This window comes from Tenacibaculum aiptasiae, assembly GCF_965221665.1.
GTDB lineage: Bacteria > Bacteroidota > Bacteroidia > Flavobacteriales > Flavobacteriaceae > Polaribacter > Polaribacter aiptasiae.
This window is the reverse complement of sequence record NZ_CBDCSN010000002.1, coordinates 1,422,360-1,440,226: the sequence shown is the minus strand read 5'-3', so window position 1 is coordinate 1,440,226 and position 17,867 is coordinate 1,422,360. Positions and strand designations below refer to the sequence as shown.

General features: G+C 30.3%; 17 protein-coding genes. 1 reads left to right on the top strand and 16 read right to left on the bottom strand.

All coding sequences use genetic code 11. From position 1 onward, the window contains the following. Positions 1–82: 82 nt before the first annotated feature. The 8 genes from ACOQN8_RS06850 to ACOQN8_RS06815 all read right to left on the bottom strand — a co-directional run bounded on the left by ACOQN8_RS06850 (position 83) and on the right by ACOQN8_RS06815 (position 7,852). Entirely contained in the window at positions 83–1,771 is a 1,689-nt protein-coding gene (locus ACOQN8_RS06850; protein ID WP_420552127.1) for a glutamine--tRNA ligase/YqeY domain fusion protein, read from the bottom strand. A gap of 101 nt (positions 1,772–1,872) precedes the next feature. Then, complete coding sequence (locus ACOQN8_RS06845; RefSeq protein WP_420552126.1) at positions 1,873–2,319, bottom strand: hypothetical protein; 447 nt, start codon at positions 2,317–2,319, stop codon at positions 1,873–1,875. A gap of 177 nt (positions 2,320–2,496) precedes the next feature. Beyond that, the gene (locus ACOQN8_RS06840; RefSeq protein WP_420552125.1) at positions 2,497–3,108 is read right to left on the bottom strand and encodes a hypothetical protein; all 612 of its coding nucleotides are present in this window, start codon (positions 3,106–3,108) and stop codon (positions 2,497–2,499) included. A gap of 231 nt (positions 3,109–3,339) precedes the next feature. After that, the gene (locus ACOQN8_RS06835) at positions 3,340–4,242 is read right to left on the bottom strand and encodes a hypothetical protein (protein ID WP_420552124.1); all 903 of its coding nucleotides are present in this window, start codon (positions 4,240–4,242) and stop codon (positions 3,340–3,342) included. Positions 4,243–4,321: 79 nt separating this feature from the next. After that, entirely contained in the window at positions 4,322–5,182 is an 861-nt protein-coding gene (locus tag ACOQN8_RS06830) for a hypothetical protein (RefSeq protein ID WP_420552123.1), read from the bottom strand. A 4-nt stretch (positions 5,183–5,186) separates the two neighbouring features. After that, on the bottom strand, positions 5,187–6,053 hold the full coding sequence (locus ACOQN8_RS06825; RefSeq protein WP_420552122.1) for a hypothetical protein: 867 nt from the start codon (positions 6,051–6,053) through the stop codon (positions 5,187–5,189). 96 nt (positions 6,054–6,149) lie between these two features. Then, positions 6,150–7,202 carry a helix-turn-helix domain-containing protein gene (locus tag ACOQN8_RS06820; RefSeq protein ID WP_420552121.1) on the bottom strand — a complete coding sequence of 351 codons (1,053 nt, stop codon included), beginning with the start codon at positions 7,200–7,202 and terminating at the stop codon, positions 6,150–6,152. A gap of 92 nt (positions 7,203–7,294) precedes the next feature. Further along, positions 7,295–7,852, bottom strand: coding sequence for a YceI family protein (locus ACOQN8_RS06815; protein ID WP_150899480.1), 558 nt, complete (start codon positions 7,850–7,852; stop codon positions 7,295–7,297). Between the two features lie 86 nt (positions 7,853–7,938). On the opposite strand from ACOQN8_RS06815, the gene ACOQN8_RS06810 reads away from it, so the two are divergent. Beyond that, positions 7,939–8,760 carry an AraC family transcriptional regulator gene (locus ACOQN8_RS06810; RefSeq protein WP_420552120.1) on the top strand — a complete coding sequence of 274 codons (822 nt, stop codon included), beginning with the start codon at positions 7,939–7,941 and terminating at the stop codon, positions 8,758–8,760. 39 nt (positions 8,761–8,799) lie between these two features. Here the strand turns inward: ACOQN8_RS06810 and ACOQN8_RS06805 are convergent, their stop codons facing one another. The 8 genes from ACOQN8_RS06805 to ACOQN8_RS06770 all read right to left on the bottom strand — a co-directional run bounded on the left by ACOQN8_RS06805 (position 8,800) and on the right by ACOQN8_RS06770 (position 17,790). Continuing rightward, complete coding sequence (locus ACOQN8_RS06805) at positions 8,800–10,644, bottom strand: M1 family metallopeptidase (RefSeq protein WP_420552119.1); 1,845 nt, start codon at positions 10,642–10,644, stop codon at positions 8,800–8,802. Between the two features lies 1 nt (position 10,645). After that, positions 10,646–11,050, bottom strand: coding sequence for a hypothetical protein (locus tag ACOQN8_RS06800; protein ID WP_272150894.1), 405 nt, complete (start codon positions 11,048–11,050; stop codon positions 10,646–10,648). A gap of 65 nt (positions 11,051–11,115) precedes the next feature. Continuing rightward, positions 11,116–12,756, bottom strand: coding sequence for a S8 family peptidase (locus ACOQN8_RS06795; protein ID WP_272150895.1), 1,641 nt, complete (start codon positions 12,754–12,756; stop codon positions 11,116–11,118). Between the two features lie 9 nt (positions 12,757–12,765). Next, complete coding sequence (locus tag ACOQN8_RS06790) at positions 12,766–13,611, bottom strand: MBL fold metallo-hydrolase (protein ID WP_272150897.1); 846 nt, start codon at positions 13,609–13,611, stop codon at positions 12,766–12,768. A gap of 563 nt (positions 13,612–14,174) precedes the next feature. Next, complete coding sequence (locus ACOQN8_RS06785; RefSeq protein ID WP_420552118.1) at positions 14,175–14,897, bottom strand: hypothetical protein; 723 nt, start codon at positions 14,895–14,897, stop codon at positions 14,175–14,177. A gap of 111 nt (positions 14,898–15,008) precedes the next feature. Further along, complete coding sequence (locus ACOQN8_RS06780; RefSeq protein ID WP_420552117.1) at positions 15,009–15,302, bottom strand: hypothetical protein; 294 nt, start codon at positions 15,300–15,302, stop codon at positions 15,009–15,011. Positions 15,303–15,516: 214 nt separating this feature from the next. Beyond that, positions 15,517–15,945 carry a hypothetical protein gene (locus ACOQN8_RS06775; protein WP_420552116.1) on the bottom strand — a complete coding sequence of 143 codons (429 nt, stop codon included), beginning with the start codon at positions 15,943–15,945 and terminating at the stop codon, positions 15,517–15,519. A 9-nt stretch (positions 15,946–15,954) separates the two neighbouring features. Next, a complete protein-coding gene (locus ACOQN8_RS06770; RefSeq protein WP_420552115.1) occupies positions 15,955–17,790 on the bottom strand; it encodes an RHS repeat domain-containing protein in 1,836 nt (611 codons plus the stop codon). Positions 17,791–17,867: the final 77 nt, after the last annotated feature.

Below are 17,867 nucleotides of genomic sequence, written 5' to 3'. Positions count from 1 at the left end.
AAATGGAATCTTTGCATTAAAAAACTCCCTATAGATTTTTAAAATCTATAGGGAGTTTTTATTGCTATTATAGTTCTTTAAACTACTTCTTTTTTGCCCAATTATCGCGTAATCCAACTGTTTTATTAAACACTAGATTTTCTGGTGTTGAATCATCATCAACATTGAAATATCCTAATCGTTGGAATTGGAATCTGTCTCCTATTTTTGCTGTTTGTAAACTTGGTTCTACAAATGCTTCTATTTTTTCTAAAGAATCTGGGTTTATAAACTCCATAAAGTCTTTATCTTTATGAGCATCTGGAGCCTCGTCTAAAAACAATCTATCATAAGCTCTTACCTCAGCTTTTACTGCATGTTTTACAGAAACCCAGTGTAAAGTTCCTTTTACCTTACGCTTACTTTCTTCTGTTCCACTACCCGATTTTGTTAATGGATCGTAAGTACAGTGAATTACTGTGATATTTCCATTCTCATCTTTCTCACAACTTGTTGCTGTGATAAAATATGCATTCTTTAATCGAACCTCTTTTCCTAATTTTAATCTGAAGAACTTTTTATTTGCTTCTTCTCTAAAATCTTCTCGTTCAATATAAATTTCTCTTGAAAATGGCACTTCTCTTGTTCCTGAGTTTTCATCTTCTGGATTGTTCTCTGCAATTAAGATTTCTTCTTCTCCTTCTGGGTAGTTATCAATAATTACTTTTACTGGATCTAGAACTCCCATTACTCTATTGGCTGTTTTGTTCAAATCTTCTCTGATTTTAAACTCTAACAATGCCACATCTATTACATTCTCTCTCTTTGAAACTCCAACTGTTTCAATAAAGTTTCTAATTGATGCTGGGGTATATCCTCTTCTACGTAAACCTGAAATTGTTGGCATTCTTGGATCGTCCCATCCATTTACAACACCTTCTTCAACTAATTTTAACAACTTACGCTTACTCATTATAGTGTAACTTAAGTTTAAACGTGAAAACTCTCGTTGTTTTGGTGGATTTGGATACTCTAATTTACTATACTCATATACGTTATCTCTAAACCAATTGTATAATTCTCTATGTGGTTTAAACTCTAATGAACACAATGAGTGTGATATTTGTTCTATATAGTCACTCTCTCCATGTGTCCAATCGTACATTGGGTATATTACCCAATCGTTTCCTGTTCTATGGTGAGCTTTCTTTAAAATACGATACATTAATGGATCTCTCATTAACATATTTGGAGACGCCATATCTATTTTAGCACGTAAAACATGTGTTCCTTCTTCGAACTCTCCGTCTTTCATTCTAGTGAATAAATCTAGATTTTCCTCTACACTTCTAGTTCTATAAGGACTATTTTCTCCTGCTTTTGTAGGCGTTCCTTTTTGTACTCGCATTTCTTCTGAAGTCTGGCTATCTACATATGCTTTCCCGTCTTTTATCAATTGTACTGCCCAATCGTATAATTGTTGAAAATAATCAGATGAATACAATTCGTTTTCCCATTGATACCCTAACCAAGAAACATCTCTTTTTATAGCATCTACATACTCTTGTTCCTCTTTTGCTGGGTTTGTATCGTCGAAACGTAAATTTACAGGAGCATTATACTTTTCTCCTAAACCAAAGCTAATTCCAATAGCTTTTGTATGTCCAATGTGTAAATATCCGTTTGGTTCTGGTGGAAAACGAAAACGTAAGTTTTCTTTTGGCATTCCATTTGCCAAATCTTCTTCAATAATTTGTTCTAAAAAATTCAATGATTTCTTTTCTTCTGACATTTTCTGTTGAATTTGAAGTGCAAAATTACATAATATACTTCTCTTTTTAGAAAATTAATCAAATTAAAATGTCTTCGTTTTCCACCTGTTTTTATAGTTTTCTAACTTCTATATTTTTCTTTTTTTCTAAAAACCATATTTACTTTATAGGTTCCTTCTCCTCCATCTACTATATTTAAAATATCTTCACCATCGCTGTTTCTATTACTTGGCATTATTGCATTAGCATTGTAAGCATTTACATAATCGAAACCTAACTTAGACATTGCGTTTAATAAATCGGTCTGATTTCTTACTCTTAGCTTATCTCCATCTTGTAATAATGATTCTAGCTCTTCTAATTGATCTTTATAAGTTGATCTTTTTTTATCTATTATAATATTAATTCCTCCCAACAACTTTGTGTTTTGCGATGTTATAATAACATATTCTGGTAGTTCATTAATTCCAATACTTGATGATTTTATTACCGATAACTCCTGTCCCTTTACGTTTAAAGCTGTTACTAAAAGCATTAACACCATTGTTGTTTTCACTAATTTTTTCATGTTTTTAAATTTTTGTTTAATAAAAAAACTCATATACAATATCTTTTTACAGATAAGGTATATGAGTTTCCATAGGTTAAATTTCTTGCCTTCCCTATTTCTTCCTTATGTTAGAAAGCAAGCTTGTATTTATTTGCTCTATTCGACGCATGCCTTATAGTTTTGTTACAACATTTTTTATGATTTTAGCATCTTATATTTTACAATCTCTTCTTCTGTCATCCAGTGTATATCTTTAGCTGCGGCCGCATTGATAGTAAAATAATAAAATGCTTTTGCTTCTTCGTCTGTAAAACCAATAGATTTATAATAGTTTATGTATGGTAAATGATTAGCATGTCCTACTGGAAAATCAGTAGCTTCATTTTGTCCATTGGACCAAGAATGTACTCCTATTTTTGTTCCACTTCCTCTTGTTCTCTTTTTTCCTGCCAAGAAAAAATCTACTCCTCCTGATGCTATTTCTGCGTTATCTAACAAGTGAATTTCAATATTTAAATCATAAACTCTTTTTGCTACTAATAAATTAACCTCATCGTCTGAAGAGCCATCACATTGTTTGATTTTTATTTTGGTTACTTTAGGATTCTTTTGAAATAACTTATTAAAATTGACTAACGAGCTACTATTAATAGTTCCATTCATTTCAACAGTCTTTCCGTCTTCTAAAACTTTAAATATTCCAAAAACACTTTGAGAACCGTTAACTACAACTTCATCATTTTCGGAACAGCTTACTAATAACATTAAAAATGCTATTGTAACCATTACTATTTTTCTTGCTTTCATTTTTCTTGGTTTTTATATTAAACAAAAAAGCACATACTCTAAAAATTATCTTTACGACAATTACTAAAGTATGTGCTCTTAACACAGGGTTGATAAATTATATTTCCAATTTCTTCTCTAGTGCTGAAATATAATTTTATAAAACTAAATTAATTTTTATATAAAACATTTCAAACACATCTTACCCTACTAGAAACCAAATCGATACATTAACAAACTTGAAAAAACTATTTATTCACCATACATTGCTAATCTCTCTAAAATAGCTTCTGAGGGCGCTTTCATTATTTTACTAACAGTATTTTCTACCAGTTGGTAGCCTCTTGGAAACTTCTCTTTTAACTCTTTTTTATTTCTTATAGTCCATTCTTCTTCGTTTGGCCCATACTTTTCTTGTAAATTCCAATAAGTGCTAATTAACCAATAAGCAAATTCTTGCACTATTACTCTTTGGTATATTTCTTTTTCACCCTCCATATCCTTATAACTACTTACATCATAAAAACCTTTTTTTACTGCTTCTTTCATTATTAGATATACTTCTGATTCTTTATTATTGAAAGCCCATTCCTTTGGATACTCGTAATGCAAACCTATATCGGTTATAAAATGTAACAAGTGTTCTACTACTTCCATGGTTTGTCCTGGCTGTTTATACATAATTACATCGCAAATACTACATTCTTTTTCGTAAGTATTTTCCATCTCTATCATTACTTCTTCCGACATTGAATCATGGTGACCAACAATTACCGGTATGGTTGCATTATACTGTAACAGATTGTTTAATACTTTGTGTTGTCTTGACAAATTGAGTGTACTATCTTGTGGAAACATTTCTTTCATCGTTTGCCCAACATCTTTCAAAAAATCATCTGAAACCTTCTCCATTACTATAAAACCCATACCTAAAACATTCATTTTTTTTGAAAAAACCCCTTTTGCTGATTCTATTTCAATAATTGAATTTAATGGATTTACTTTTTTGGTATTTTGAACTTCTTTAAATACACAGCCTCCTATTTTATTTGAAGCTTCTATTTTTTCGACTTTACTTTCTTTCGATTTGGTTGTTATTACACATGCTTGTAAAAAACATGCAACAACACATACTATAGGTATTATTTTCTTCATATTTTTTTATTAAAAATACTCCTTCTCTTAACGAAAAGGAATATTTAATTCACATCAATCAATTCAACTTAAAACACATTTATCTTTTATAAGTTCCATCTGGTAAAACTGTTGGTAACTTATACGTTGAATTTGTAAGCAGACTATAAATATCTTTATCTGTAGCCTGAACTTTTGCTTTCGTATTTAATTTCCATTCTTGCTGTATTTCTCCTAATCTATTTGCTTGTGCTCCTAGTATAGAAGTCATTGACCAATAAAAATATTCTACGGTTTGACAACTTGCATAATCACAAGTACTATCATCATATGTATACCAAGCTCCTGCTGGATATGGATTTGGAATTGTTTGAAAATATCCTCCTCTTGCTTTATCCATCGCATTAGCTAATTGAGTTCCTTTTTTTAAGCCAAAAACATTTGGATATGCTTTTGCATGACCAGCAAGATTAATTATGTGCCATATTTCTTCTAATGAAGCATCAAATCGTCCTGTATGACCATTTGTATGCCATGCTGGAACAGTTTCATCTGCTCCTAAATCTTGTCCTTCGTATCCACTTGGAAAACTTATATTGTTGTTTTGGTTCTTCCACATAAACAAAAATGCTTTGTTTTGTTTCATTGCATCTAATACCAATTGATTGTCTACAACTCCATCTTCATTATTATCTAAATATTGCGCCATTATATTTGCTGCATGCAATAACTTTACATCTTCTACTCCAGCTAAAGCATAAATTGGAATTCCAAAAACCATTACTTTTTTAGGAAAACTATTAAATCCTACATCCTTATTTGCTTCTATTTTAAAATTAGGATCATTTCCCGGATTAATCTCTCCTGATGGTGTTGCTACATTGGTATTATCTGAACAAGAAGCACTACTGAAAGTAATAATTAATGTTGCTAGTATTTTTAAACTTATAAACTTCATCATAATCTTATTTAACTTTTGTTCCTATCATTTTTGTATATCCTGCATTTACTTGCATTGGTACTTTTTTCTTTTTCATAAACTCTAATGCTTTCTTCTGATGTGAGTTTAACTTATTACTCTGCCCTGCAAAATTGATTGCCCAAATTTGATGTATATACTCGTTTACCGCAGTTACTTTATCATAATTACCGTTTTCTTCTGCATTTTGTACTGAAATGTCATATGTTTTTGCCGCGATATCATCCTCCATATATTTACGTAAAACTCCTCCTGTTGTAAACTTAAATTCTGGGTCTACTCTACTAAAAGCTTCTGTTACGGTATGAAATGTTTCTTCCCAAAGTGCATTAAACACTTGTGGTCTCCATGTTGAAGAATTTAACTCAGAAATTGTCCAACCTTTCCCATTATAATCTTTTACATATGGCCAATTATCTGTTTGCATACTCATTCCATACAATCCTTTTCCTTCTACTAAGTTTGCTGCTGATATTTTATCGACCATTGATAAAGGTCCAGAAATAAAAACTAACTTTTGTGCTAGCCATTTGTTTAACTCTTTCTTATCATCATCAATAACACCATCGTTATCCTGATCTAAAAAAGAACTGAACAAACGTATACTATGATCGAATATATCTTTACCTGTTGTTCCCGGTGTAGTTTCACTTGAAGTTGGTTTTGCCGCACTTCCTACAATATAAAAGCCATTAATATGATGCACATAATCGGCATTTGCTTTTAAATAGGTTTCCAATGCATTTGCATTTCCTCCTTCTTCAACTATGGTATCGTTTTTTGAGCATGAAATGCTAGTAGTTATTAAAATTGCAAAAGTTATTATACTTACTGAAAACATTTTTTTTATCATAATCTCTGAGTTTTAGTTCAACCGCTTCTTGAACATTTAACTTCAAAATTATGACCATAAGTATAACTAAACACACTCTATAAGTCCGAGTTTCGGTTACTCAGACTTTTTTAAACTCTCCTGATATTGTTTGGGCGTAAGCCCTTCTACATTTTTAAACGCTGTATAAAATGTTGATTTTGAAGAAAATCCTGCTTCTTGCGCTAAACCTAACAAGGATAATTGTGCTGCTTTAGGTGAGGCTACCAATTTTTTAAACTCTTGTACTCTAAATTGATTTACAAAATGATAGAAATTCTTTTTTGTATGTGTTTTTATCAATTTAGAAAGCTGTCTTTCTTTAATATTTACTTTTTCTGATAGTAATCGTAAGTTTAAATTTCCATCTAAATACAACTTCTCTCTTTCCATAATTTCTAATATCAATTTAAATTGATTTTCTGTATTTATGGAATCTATCTGTGTTTCTTTTTTTTCATCTATTTGAAATAATGAACTGGTAAATATTTCTTGTTGTGAAAAACCATTATAAGCAATCCAATAAATCATAAAGAAGGTTAAAATTCCTGATGAAAAAGCAAAATATTGCGTTATAATTTCGTTTTGAAACCCAATAATATCTTCTAGAATCCAAAAAACATGAAAGAATAAGAATATGTACACAATTGTTCGAATCCATAAAAGTGTTTTATTCTCTATGTCCGAATAGTAATCTGTTACTTTATTTTGATGCTCTTTAATATTTTTAAGAATTATATATAAGAGCATTAGATTAAATACGTATTCAAACCACTTCATTTCTTCTTCTGGAAAACCTATTAAATTTGATATTACAAATGGTATAAACAGTAGTAAATAAAGTTTTTTAAACTTAACATTTAAAGTAGAATACACATAAAGTAATAATAAAGGAATTGTAGCTAATGTTGTTTGAATTACCTGAATATGTATTGTTTCAAAAGTTAGTGACTCTAAAAAAGATTCCAATACTTCTATTCCCAAAGACCATAAAAACGCACCTAAAAAGATATTTGCATATTTATTTTTAGACTTTAATGTTATTAACAAAAAGCCAAGCATTAGTGCCGTAGCTATTGATAATATGTCTATTATCGACACTAAATTTAATTCAAACGTTACCTGTTCCATTTTTTAAAAGTACAACAAATAAAAAAGGCAAAAAACTAAGATAGCTTTTTGCCTTAAAGGGAAAAATAATTTGTCTTAAAGACAATTAATTTTTATTGCTGATTCATTTCAATATTTATAGTTACAGCTACGTCTTTTCCTACTGGGTTCATTCCTTTTCCTACATTAAAATCTTCTCTTTTTATAGTAGTAGTTAATTTTAACCCTGCTTTCTTTTTGTTGTTTCTTCCTTCGATAATACCATTTAACTTTCCTTTAAAAACTACTTCTTTTGTAATTCCTTTAATGGTAATATCTCCTTTTGTTTCAAACTCTTTTCCTTCTAACTTTTTAAAAGATGTACTTTTGAATACAATATTTGCATGTTTTGCTACATCGAAAAAATCTGCCGCTTTTAAATGATTATCTCTTCCTGATTGGTTTGTATTTATTGTTGCTGCATCTATGGATACTTCAAATTTTGGGTCTTCAAACTTATCATTACTAACTGCTGTAATATCAAACTTTCCAAAGTTTCCTGTTACTTCTGAAATCATAAAGTGTGATACTGAAAAAGTAATTGACGAATGTGCATTATCTACTTTCCAAGTGGTTTGTGCATTTATGGTTAACGATACAAATGCTATAAGCGAAAAGATTATTTTTTTCATTATTTTTAAGTTTTTTAAATCTGTAACGAAAGTATAGTTCGTTTTCCTTTAAAAGTTATTAAAAACAGAAAACTACTTATGAATTTATGCCTAATGATATTCCCATTCATAGCTTAACTACTGCTTATAACATAAATGTAGCTCCCATTTCTCATAATAATAGTTATGATTTTAATACTATTCATAAGCATGATTATTTTGAAATTATGTTTTTTGAAAAAGGTGGAGGTTATCAGCTTATCGACTTTACCAAAGTTCCTATTGAAGAGAATAGCTGCTATATTATAAAACCTAAACAATTACACTTAGTAAAAAGACATTTTGAAGCTGATGGTTTAATGATACAGTTTACCAAAGAAATGCTCTTTTCTGAAGCTTTTTTCTTACTTAAAAATTATTCTGACTCTTCTATTGTTTATCATAAAAACCCCAAATTAACTACTGTTTTTTTTGATTTATTAAACACTATTCTGAATGTTCAAAAGAGCAAATCTGAATTTTATAAGGAGAAATCAATTCACCTTCTTTCTACTCTTTTATATTCTTTAGAAGAAAATAGTTCGAATACCAATTTCAAACAAACTTCTAAAACTATTATTCAATTTATCGATTTGGTCGATATTCATCTTAATTCTAAAACTATTAATGAATACGCTCAAGCCCTAAACATTTCTAACAAGAAGCTTTCCTTATTGGTAAAAAACGAATTAAACACAACTCCTTTAAAATATATTCATGATGTTTTAATATTAAATATTAAACGCGATTTAGCTTTTAAAGAACTTAGTCATAAAGAAATAGCTTATAATTATAATTTTGATAGTCCATCTAACTTTAGTCTTTTTGTAAAAAAACAAACAGGGTTTAATCCTTCTGAACTTCAAAAAGAACTTATAAAAAAAGGCTGAGATAATTCTCAACCTTTTCTATTTATATGTTTTGTTTATTTACTCTTTTGTAAATGTATTGTTCGATAAATTAATATCTGCCATTAATTTTGATGGGTCAATTTCTACCGATTTTACATCTTTTGATGCTTCAAATGTATAAGTTGGATGCGCAAATGTCCAATCTTTTATAACTGTTGCATTTGTTGGTTTTTCTCCTCTCATCATGCGCAATGGTATGTTAAATGCTTCTTTTGTACCATCTGTGTAAGTTACCTCTACATCTATTGGCATTGGCATTTTACCTATTCTTTCTAAAGTAATATCTTTTCCTTCTACAGATTTTACTCCATAATCTATCGTATGTGTAGTTTGTGTCCATTCGTTTAAGAACCAATCTAACTGCATTCCCGAAACTTTTTCTGCTGTTCTTTTAATATCGTTTGGTGTTGGATGTTTGAATGCAAAATCGTTAAAGTATTTTTTTAATGTTTTTGCTACATCTTCTTTACCAATAATATACTCTAGCTGTGTTAAAAAGATATTTCCTTTTGAATAGCTTCCCATTCCGTAAGCCATGTTTGTATGATATCTATCTGCATGAGTTGATAATGGCTCTTCTGCATTATTACTCACAACATAGTTATAATATCTATATGATCCTGTATGTGGATTTTCTTCTCCTTTGTTTAAAATTTCATTCTCAGCCTTGTTTGAAATATAGGTTGTAAATCCTTCATCCATCCAAGGGTGTTTGCTTTCATTTGTTGCTAGTAAAAACTGGAACCATGTGTGTGCTAACTCGTGTGCCGTTACACCAAATAAACTTCCCCATTTGCGTTTTCCTGTAATTAAAGTACACATTGCATACTCCATACCTCCATCTCCTCCTTGGATTACTGAATATTGTTTGTATGGATACTGTCCTATATGTTTACTAAAATAATCCATTAACTCTGCAGTCTTTGGCTGTAATTTCTTCCAGTTTTCTTGAAAAAATGGCGATAAACTCTTTTTATATAAGAAGTGTAAATCTATTCCATTTTCCATTTTATATGTATCGTGTATGTAATCTGGATCTGCTGCCCAAGTAAAATCGTGTACATTTGGTGCTTTAAACTTCCATGTTAATTTATCTCCCGACGGTAAGTTTAACGCTTCGTTTTTATCTTCGTATCCGTGTCCTACTTCTTGTGCATTTTGTACATATCCTGTACCTCCTACTACATAGTTTTTATCAATATGTAAGGTTACATCAAAATTACCCCAAACTCCGTGGAATTCACGTCCTAAATAAGGTGGTGTATGCCATCCTTCGAAATCGTACTCGGCCATTTTAGGATACCATTGTGTCATTGATAACGCAACTCCTTCTTTACTATCGCGACCAGAACGTCTAATTTGTTTTGGTACTTGCGCATCAAAAACCATATCAAACGTTACGCTTTCTCCTGGTTGAATTGCTTTGTTTAAAGTTACCTCTAAAATAGTCCCAACAGTTTCGTGTTTTACCTGTTTACCATCTTGTTTTAATGTGTTTACTTTTATGTATCCTATTTCCGATGGTAATAACTTACTTATTCTATCGCCAACTCTTTTATCTGGATCTTTGATGTTTCTTGAACGTACATCCATTTGAGACCCTGGTTGAAACGCATTAAAATACAAGTGATAAAATACTTTGTTTAATACATCTGGTGAGTTGTTTGTATATACTAACTTTTGAATTCCTTTATATTGATATGTTTTTACGTCCATATCAATATCCATAGTATAATCCACATGCTGTTGCCAATAGGTACTGCTTGCCGATGTTTGTTTTTGTACTGGCGATTTCTCTACTTTTTTAGATGCTGCACAAGAAACTATTGACAATATTGAAAGTCCTAGTATTATTTTTTTCATCTTAAACTAATTTAATTCCCATGTTGGTTAATGTCTTTTTTAAGTTTTCTATTTCTTCTAAATTTCTCAAAATAGGAAAACTTCGTCTTTTTCCGTTTAATAATTTTAAAAAGATACGTTCTTTTCCATAGATCTTTTTTACCTCTACTCCTTCTATCTCTTCCAATGTATACATTGATTTCCATGATCTTTTTGTAAAAAAGAAGAATATTACAAGTATTGAAACTAATGCAAGAATTGCTAATCCAATAAAAAGCAATTCGTTTTTTTCAAAACTTATATATGATAATTGAAAGACCATATTAAAAACATTTACTGCCATTAAAATAATAATTAACCATGTGTGATTGGCAACTTCGTCTTTAATACTAATTTCTTTTTTTAATTTATTAAACTCTAACTTCATAAGTTATTTATAACAAAAAAAGAGCATCAAAATATAATGCTCTTTTCGTTTTCTTTATACTACTATTATTTTCTTCCGTTTACCATTCTGTCTGCCATTCTTACTGCATTGTATGCATTAACAACACGACCTGAAACTGATAAATCTGCGAAAGGAACTATTTCTTCTTTATTACGGTATCTTGCTCCTGTTCCTGGCTTGATAACTTCTAAATTTATTTTAGTTCCTGAGTTCATTAAGATGTGTTTTACCTGACTTGCAGATAATTCTGGATAGTAAGAACGTACTAATGCTGCTACACCTGCTGTTGCTGGAGAAGCCATTGATGTTCCACTAAACTTTTTATACTCTCCATCTGGAGTTGTTGAATGTACTTGTACTCCTGGTGCAAATACGTCTACATTAATTTTTCCGTAGTTTGAAAAAGTTGCCGGTAATTTTTTATCATAGTTAGCACTCATTGCTCCTACTGTTAAAAAGTTATCTGCTACTTCGTTTACTAAATCTGGTGCATCGTTTGGAAATGTTTTTTCAACATCAATGTTTTTACCATCGTTTCCTGCTGCATTTACAATTAACACATCTTTAGAAGCTGCATATTTAATTGCATCATAAACCCATTCTTTGTTTGGTGAAAACCCTTTACCGAAACTTGTATTAATTACTTTTGCTCCATTATCTACTGCATAACGAATACCTAAAGCTACATCTTTATCGTACTCATCTCCATCTGATACTGAACGTACTGCCATAAGTTTTACATTATTAGCAACTCCATCCATTCCTTTTCCATTATTTCTTGTAGCTCCAATAATACCTGCAACGTGAGAACCATGTGCTTCTCCTTTTTCAGAATGCCCAGTATTACCATCTCCAGAACCTGGTTTATCCTTAATATCGTAAGCATTATCACCTACAACTGTACGATAATCTGTTTTTAAGTTATCTCCGTCAATTGTTTTTTGAGCATTGGTTACTAACTTAGAGATCTCTTTTTTAGCGTTTGCTAAAGATAATCCGAATCCGTTCATTCTTTTTGCCTCTCCAATAGCTGCAATTAACTTAGGATCGTTCGTATTTATAGCCTCTACTTCTTTAATTGTATAATCTGGCTTCTTAAAATACTTAGTTAATCCTTCATCTGCTGCTGTAACTCCAGCTAACATTTTTGTAAAACGCTCTTTATTTTTCTTAGCTCCTTCAACCTTTTTAGCTTGAAATGCTTTTACTTCTTTTAACGTTTCTTCATCAGCTATTGATGGGTTCATTAAAATACGCTCGTATTCTAAGTGCTCTTTGTATGATTTCCCTAAGAAGTTCCATCCGTTGATATCATCAACATAACCATTCTTATCATCATCGATTCCATTTCCTGCTACTTCTTTAGTATTTACCCAAGCAACATCTACTAAATCTTCATGTTTTAAATCGGTACCTGAATCTATTACACCAACTACAACTGGTACACTTTTCTTTCCTTTTAAGAAATCATATGCTTTGTGCACGCTCATTCCTGGAATGGTATCGGTTGCTAAATCTAAGTGTTGCCAATTATCTTTTTCGCTATCTGTTAACTTAGCTTTTTTTGCTGGAAGGTTTACTACGGTATTAGATCCTGTTGGTACAGGTATTTTACTAACTGTTTTACAACTAGCTAGGATTGATACTGCTACTGCAGAATAAAATACTGGCTTTAAAACTCTCATATCTCTATTTTAATTAAATATATCTGTAAATTTATAACTCTCTTTTAATCGTACTCCTTTTTCAGTATGCTTTACAGTTATTACTTCATTATAGGCATCGTGCTCTAAAAACAAGTAATATTCTTTATCTGCAGCCTCATTTAAGAAGGCTTCTTTTTCTTTTAGCGTTAATAGTGGTCGAGTATCATAGCCCATAACATATGGTAATGGTATATGACCTGCGGTAGGTAATAAATCGGCCATAAACACCAAGGTTTTGTCTTGGTATTCTATTTTTGGCAGCATTTGTTTTTCTGTATGTCCATCTTTAAACAATACATCAAACCCTACATAATCTTTTGCATTTAAGTGTAAAAAATTTAGCTGACCACTTTCTTGTATTGGCAATATATTTTCTTGTAAAAATGATGCTTTTTCTCGTGCATTTGGATGAATTGCCCAGTCCCAATGACGTTGATTACTCCAAAAACGTGCATTTTTAAAGGCTGGTTCGTATCCTGTTCGGAATTTATTCCATTGAATTGCTCCTCCACAATGATCAAAATGCAAATGTGTTAAAAACACATCGGTAATATCATCTCTATGAAAACCATATTTTGCTAGTGAAGCATCTAAAGAAAAGTCTCCAAATAAGTAATAATACCCAAAAAATTTATCTGATTGTTTGTTTCCAATCCCAGTGTCTATCAGTGTAAGTCTATCGCCATCTTCTATAAGCATGCATCGCATACTCATTGATATCATATTCTTTTCGTCTGCTGGATTTGTTCTTTCCCAAAGTGATTTTGGTACTACTCCAAACATGGCTCCGCCATCTAATTTAAAATTACCTGTTTCTATCGGATAAATTCGCATAACCACAAAGATGCAGAATTTTAACGAAACTTTTTGTTAAGGAAAACAAAAACATTAACATAAGACTTCTTTTTATTCTCTCTACGCAACTTTAAACCATCTCTGCTATTATACTATTTAATACAGCTTAGCTATGTTTAAAAATAATACTGTAAGTAAAACAAATAGTTCCTCGGTAAGCAAAGTCTTTTTCTCTGCCTAGTAAAAGGCTTTTTTTAACACTAGTTAGATACACTCTATAACGGATATTATGCTTATTCTATAAGTATAGTTATAATACCCCTATAACCCTCGTTATAAAATCATTATCATTAGCCTTTTAAAATTACTTTTATTAGAAGGAAAATATTTCTTTTACTAGTAGCAAATCATTTGTTTCCTTAACGGTTAAACTTTATAATTTCTACTTATAGCATTTTACAATTTTTCATCTAAAATAAAAAAACTACCCTAATTTATATTAAGGTAGTTCTAGTAGTATATATAATAAATTATCTACTCTTGCATGCCACTAGTTACAAACTAGCAGGAGCGAGGGGATAGTATTCTTCTAAAACTAATATTTAACCTTCTTTTTTAGTTTTAATCAAAGATTGAGTAGCTATAAAGTCTAAGTCTAAAAAATAGCTAAACCTAAATTTTTCATCACCATTTTCTAATTTCGGATGATTCAAATACCTGAAAATTTCCCTGCTTAACTGTAAGTCTTTTTCATTGACTTTAATATATGGTACAACAAAACTATTTCCAAAATCATTAGTTGCTCTTAATAATTGCCATTTAGAACCATGTTTATGCTTAAAATATTCCCCTACAAAAATCAATATTGGTATCTCATATTTAGCTATTTGGCTATAATCTTTATCAATAACATTTTGCATCACGTTATTGATTTGCCTCAAGTCTTTATCAGAAATTCTGTTATAAGGTGAAACATCAACACCAAATAATAAATTAAACTTCTTTAAATACTCATTCGAAGAAGCTTCTATATTCAACAACAATGATTCATTTAAACATAAATTATGCCTAAGATAAATGGTATTAAATGGTATAAACTCATTATATTTATCTTTAAAATCTAACTCAAAATCATATGTGTTATTAAGATAGTTAGAAAAAACCAAAAAGCCTTTAAATTCTTTTATTTCTAATTTATTATTGTCAATTAAACAAATAATATCTTCTTTAAAAGAATAATATATCTCCAACTTTAAATCATTATTAAATTTTAAATTAACTAATACATATTTAGATTTTAATAATGTATTTTTTTTTAAATTCATTTCCTTAATATTTTGTGAATAAATATGATTGTTTAAAAATACAATCAAAAAAAAAGAAAAAATTAGCCTCATTTTACATTGTTTAATCAATTTTAACCGCTTCCTGACTACTTATAAAGTTTCTATCCGTATATGGTCTTCCTCCACCTTTTCTTTTGGTACTCCTGTCCAAACACGTTCTTTAAAAGTCAAATATCTACCTAAAACCCCCCATTCTGAATAAGCTACAACATGTCGAAAAGAGATTCCTTTTCCTTCTGCATACTCTCTTATTTTATTTACATTTACCACATCACTAGTAGTTACATAAATTAAAACATTTTTAGTTGTATCTTTTATATTTAACTTTGCTAAAATCTCTACATAAGCTTTTAACTGTTTGTTTTTCAGGAAATTAACACCCACGCTACCGCTAGTCTCTGACTAGTGGAGTGGTAAACACAATTAGTTTTTATTTAATTAAACTCTGCGTAACTCATAGCACCTTACAATTTTTCATCTAAAATAAAAAAACTACCCTAATTTATATTAAGGTAGTTTTAGTAATATCTATTAACGAATCACTCACTCTTGCATGCCACTAGTTGCAAACTAGCGGGAGCGGGGGAGAGACTATATATTACCAAAATTTTGGAGGAGTATAAAAAATATCATCTGACTCTTCCATCTCAATAATGTCATTTAATATTTCATTATATATTTCTTTATTTTTATTACTGACAATTTTAAAAGTATATTTATAATTTGGTTCTTTAAAATCAAACACTTCTTCATAAAGATGTATTATATACCCCGTTGAGAGCATTATATAAAACCCAACACCTTCAAAACAATATATGTTTTCTATTGAACCATAATTTATATCTAATCTTTCAAAATTATAATCACTCTTAAAGTCTTCTTCATCAAAATAATGCATCCATAAAGAGTTAAAATACAAAATTTTACCATTATCTAAAATTAGCATCATTTTAAAACCATTAACCCCTTTTCCATTATAGACAAGAATATCTTTTATATTTGATTCCTTTAGCCTTTCTATATTCATTATATTTTTTTATAATTGATTACTCATTGCTTCAAAGCCTTTTTTTAATGTTTGCCACCAACTAGACTTTTGTAATTTTTTCCCCGGCGTTTTCACACCAAACTGCTGATAATTAAATTGCTCAGAGTTACCAAGTCCTTTATAATTAGAGTCAAAAGTTGTAGCCATATCAATTTGATGATACTCTAAAAGCATCAGTGGTAATTCTACTGCTTCTAATACTCCTAAATTTATACTTAATCCTTTTTTTATTTTATTTAATGTCTTAGTTAACTTACTTGCTCCATTAGCTATATCATCTGTTACTGCATAATGCTTACCAAATTGATATGAATCGGCACCTCTTGCATCCATATATTCACCCAGTTTTTTAAATTTAAGAGAATTTACTTCTTTAGCTATTTTAGGGTTCGTTTTTATTTGTTCCGAAGTATACCCTAATTCTTTTTTTGCAGCGTTATAAAAACCTTTTATTTGTTTATTTGTGATTTTATGTGCATTTGAGACATCTATTCCCTCTAATTTTATTGTTGCATCAGCTCCTTGTACTCCTGTACCTCCAGCATTAGCCTCTGCTGAAAACCAATTGTATTTTGAATAACGACCATTTTTTGTAGCGTTAAATCCATTACTCTCAATATTATTAGCATTACTAGTGCTTGTATTATGATAAAGAACATTTGGTGGGTCTCCTGGTCCAGTTGGAGCCATCCCATCAGGATCAATAAAATAAATAGGATTATTAAAAGCATAATTATAAGGAGAATGTCTTCTCATTTGTTCAGCCAACGGATCTAAATTCATCCATCTACCTAAGGCAGCATCATAGTTTCTAGCCCCAAAGTCATGCCAATTTAAGTTATTCCCTCCAACATTATCATCTTGATACTCTTTACCATTATATCCCCATTTTTGAGCTAATGGACTTCCAATACCTGAATTATTAATTACATTATATCCTCTATGTTTTAAACCAAAAGGATAATAATTAGATTCTTCTACAATTTCAGTACTTGGAGTAATAACACCATCGTTGTTACTATCTGTATATGATAAACGAACATTACCTAAGTGGTCTTTGTATTGGTATATATATTTGAAACCAGTATTATCTTTCTTTACATAACCTTCTGGGTGGTTAAAGAATTGTAAAACATTATTCTCATATATATAGTTTCCTGCATACTCTGTAGTGGTACCATTTACTACCTTCTTTAACTTCATTCCTGCTGCATCGTAGGTATAAGTAATATTTTGACCTCCTATAGTTACCTGTGTTGGTAAATTTAAATGGTTGTAAACTATATTAGTGATGCCTTTATTGGCATCCGTTTTCATATTACCATTGGCATCGTAGGTGTACTCCGTAGTTGTATTTGCTCCGTCTTTAAATCCATAAGTATCATTACCAGCATCACGTACACCTAGTAATTTATTTCCAGCATCATAACTGTAATAAAGTTGATCCATTAAACCAAAAGAAGTAGCATTACTATTGGTATGTCCATTTCTGCTTAAATAAGTGATATTACCATTTTTATCATAATAAACAGAAGAAAGTGTATAATTATGTGTTAAACTCCCTGTAGCTACTGTGATTCTGTTTAAAGCATCATAGCTATAGGTATAAGTTCTTGAACTTGTATCTGTATTTAAAGTATTCCAACTTGTTTGACTAATGTTTCCGTTATACAAACGTTTGTTAGCATCTGTTATGTCGTTATACTTTAGGCTAAAGTTAAATAAATCGTTGTCATTATTTGCATCTTGGTTAATGTTTTTTAACCATCCTCGTACATTGTATTTGTAATCTATTGTTTGTAATTCATCATTCTTTGAATACACATAAATTGGTTAGGACTATGTAAAACAACAAAACCACAACATTACTGTTGTGGCTTTATTTATTTTTAATAATTTAA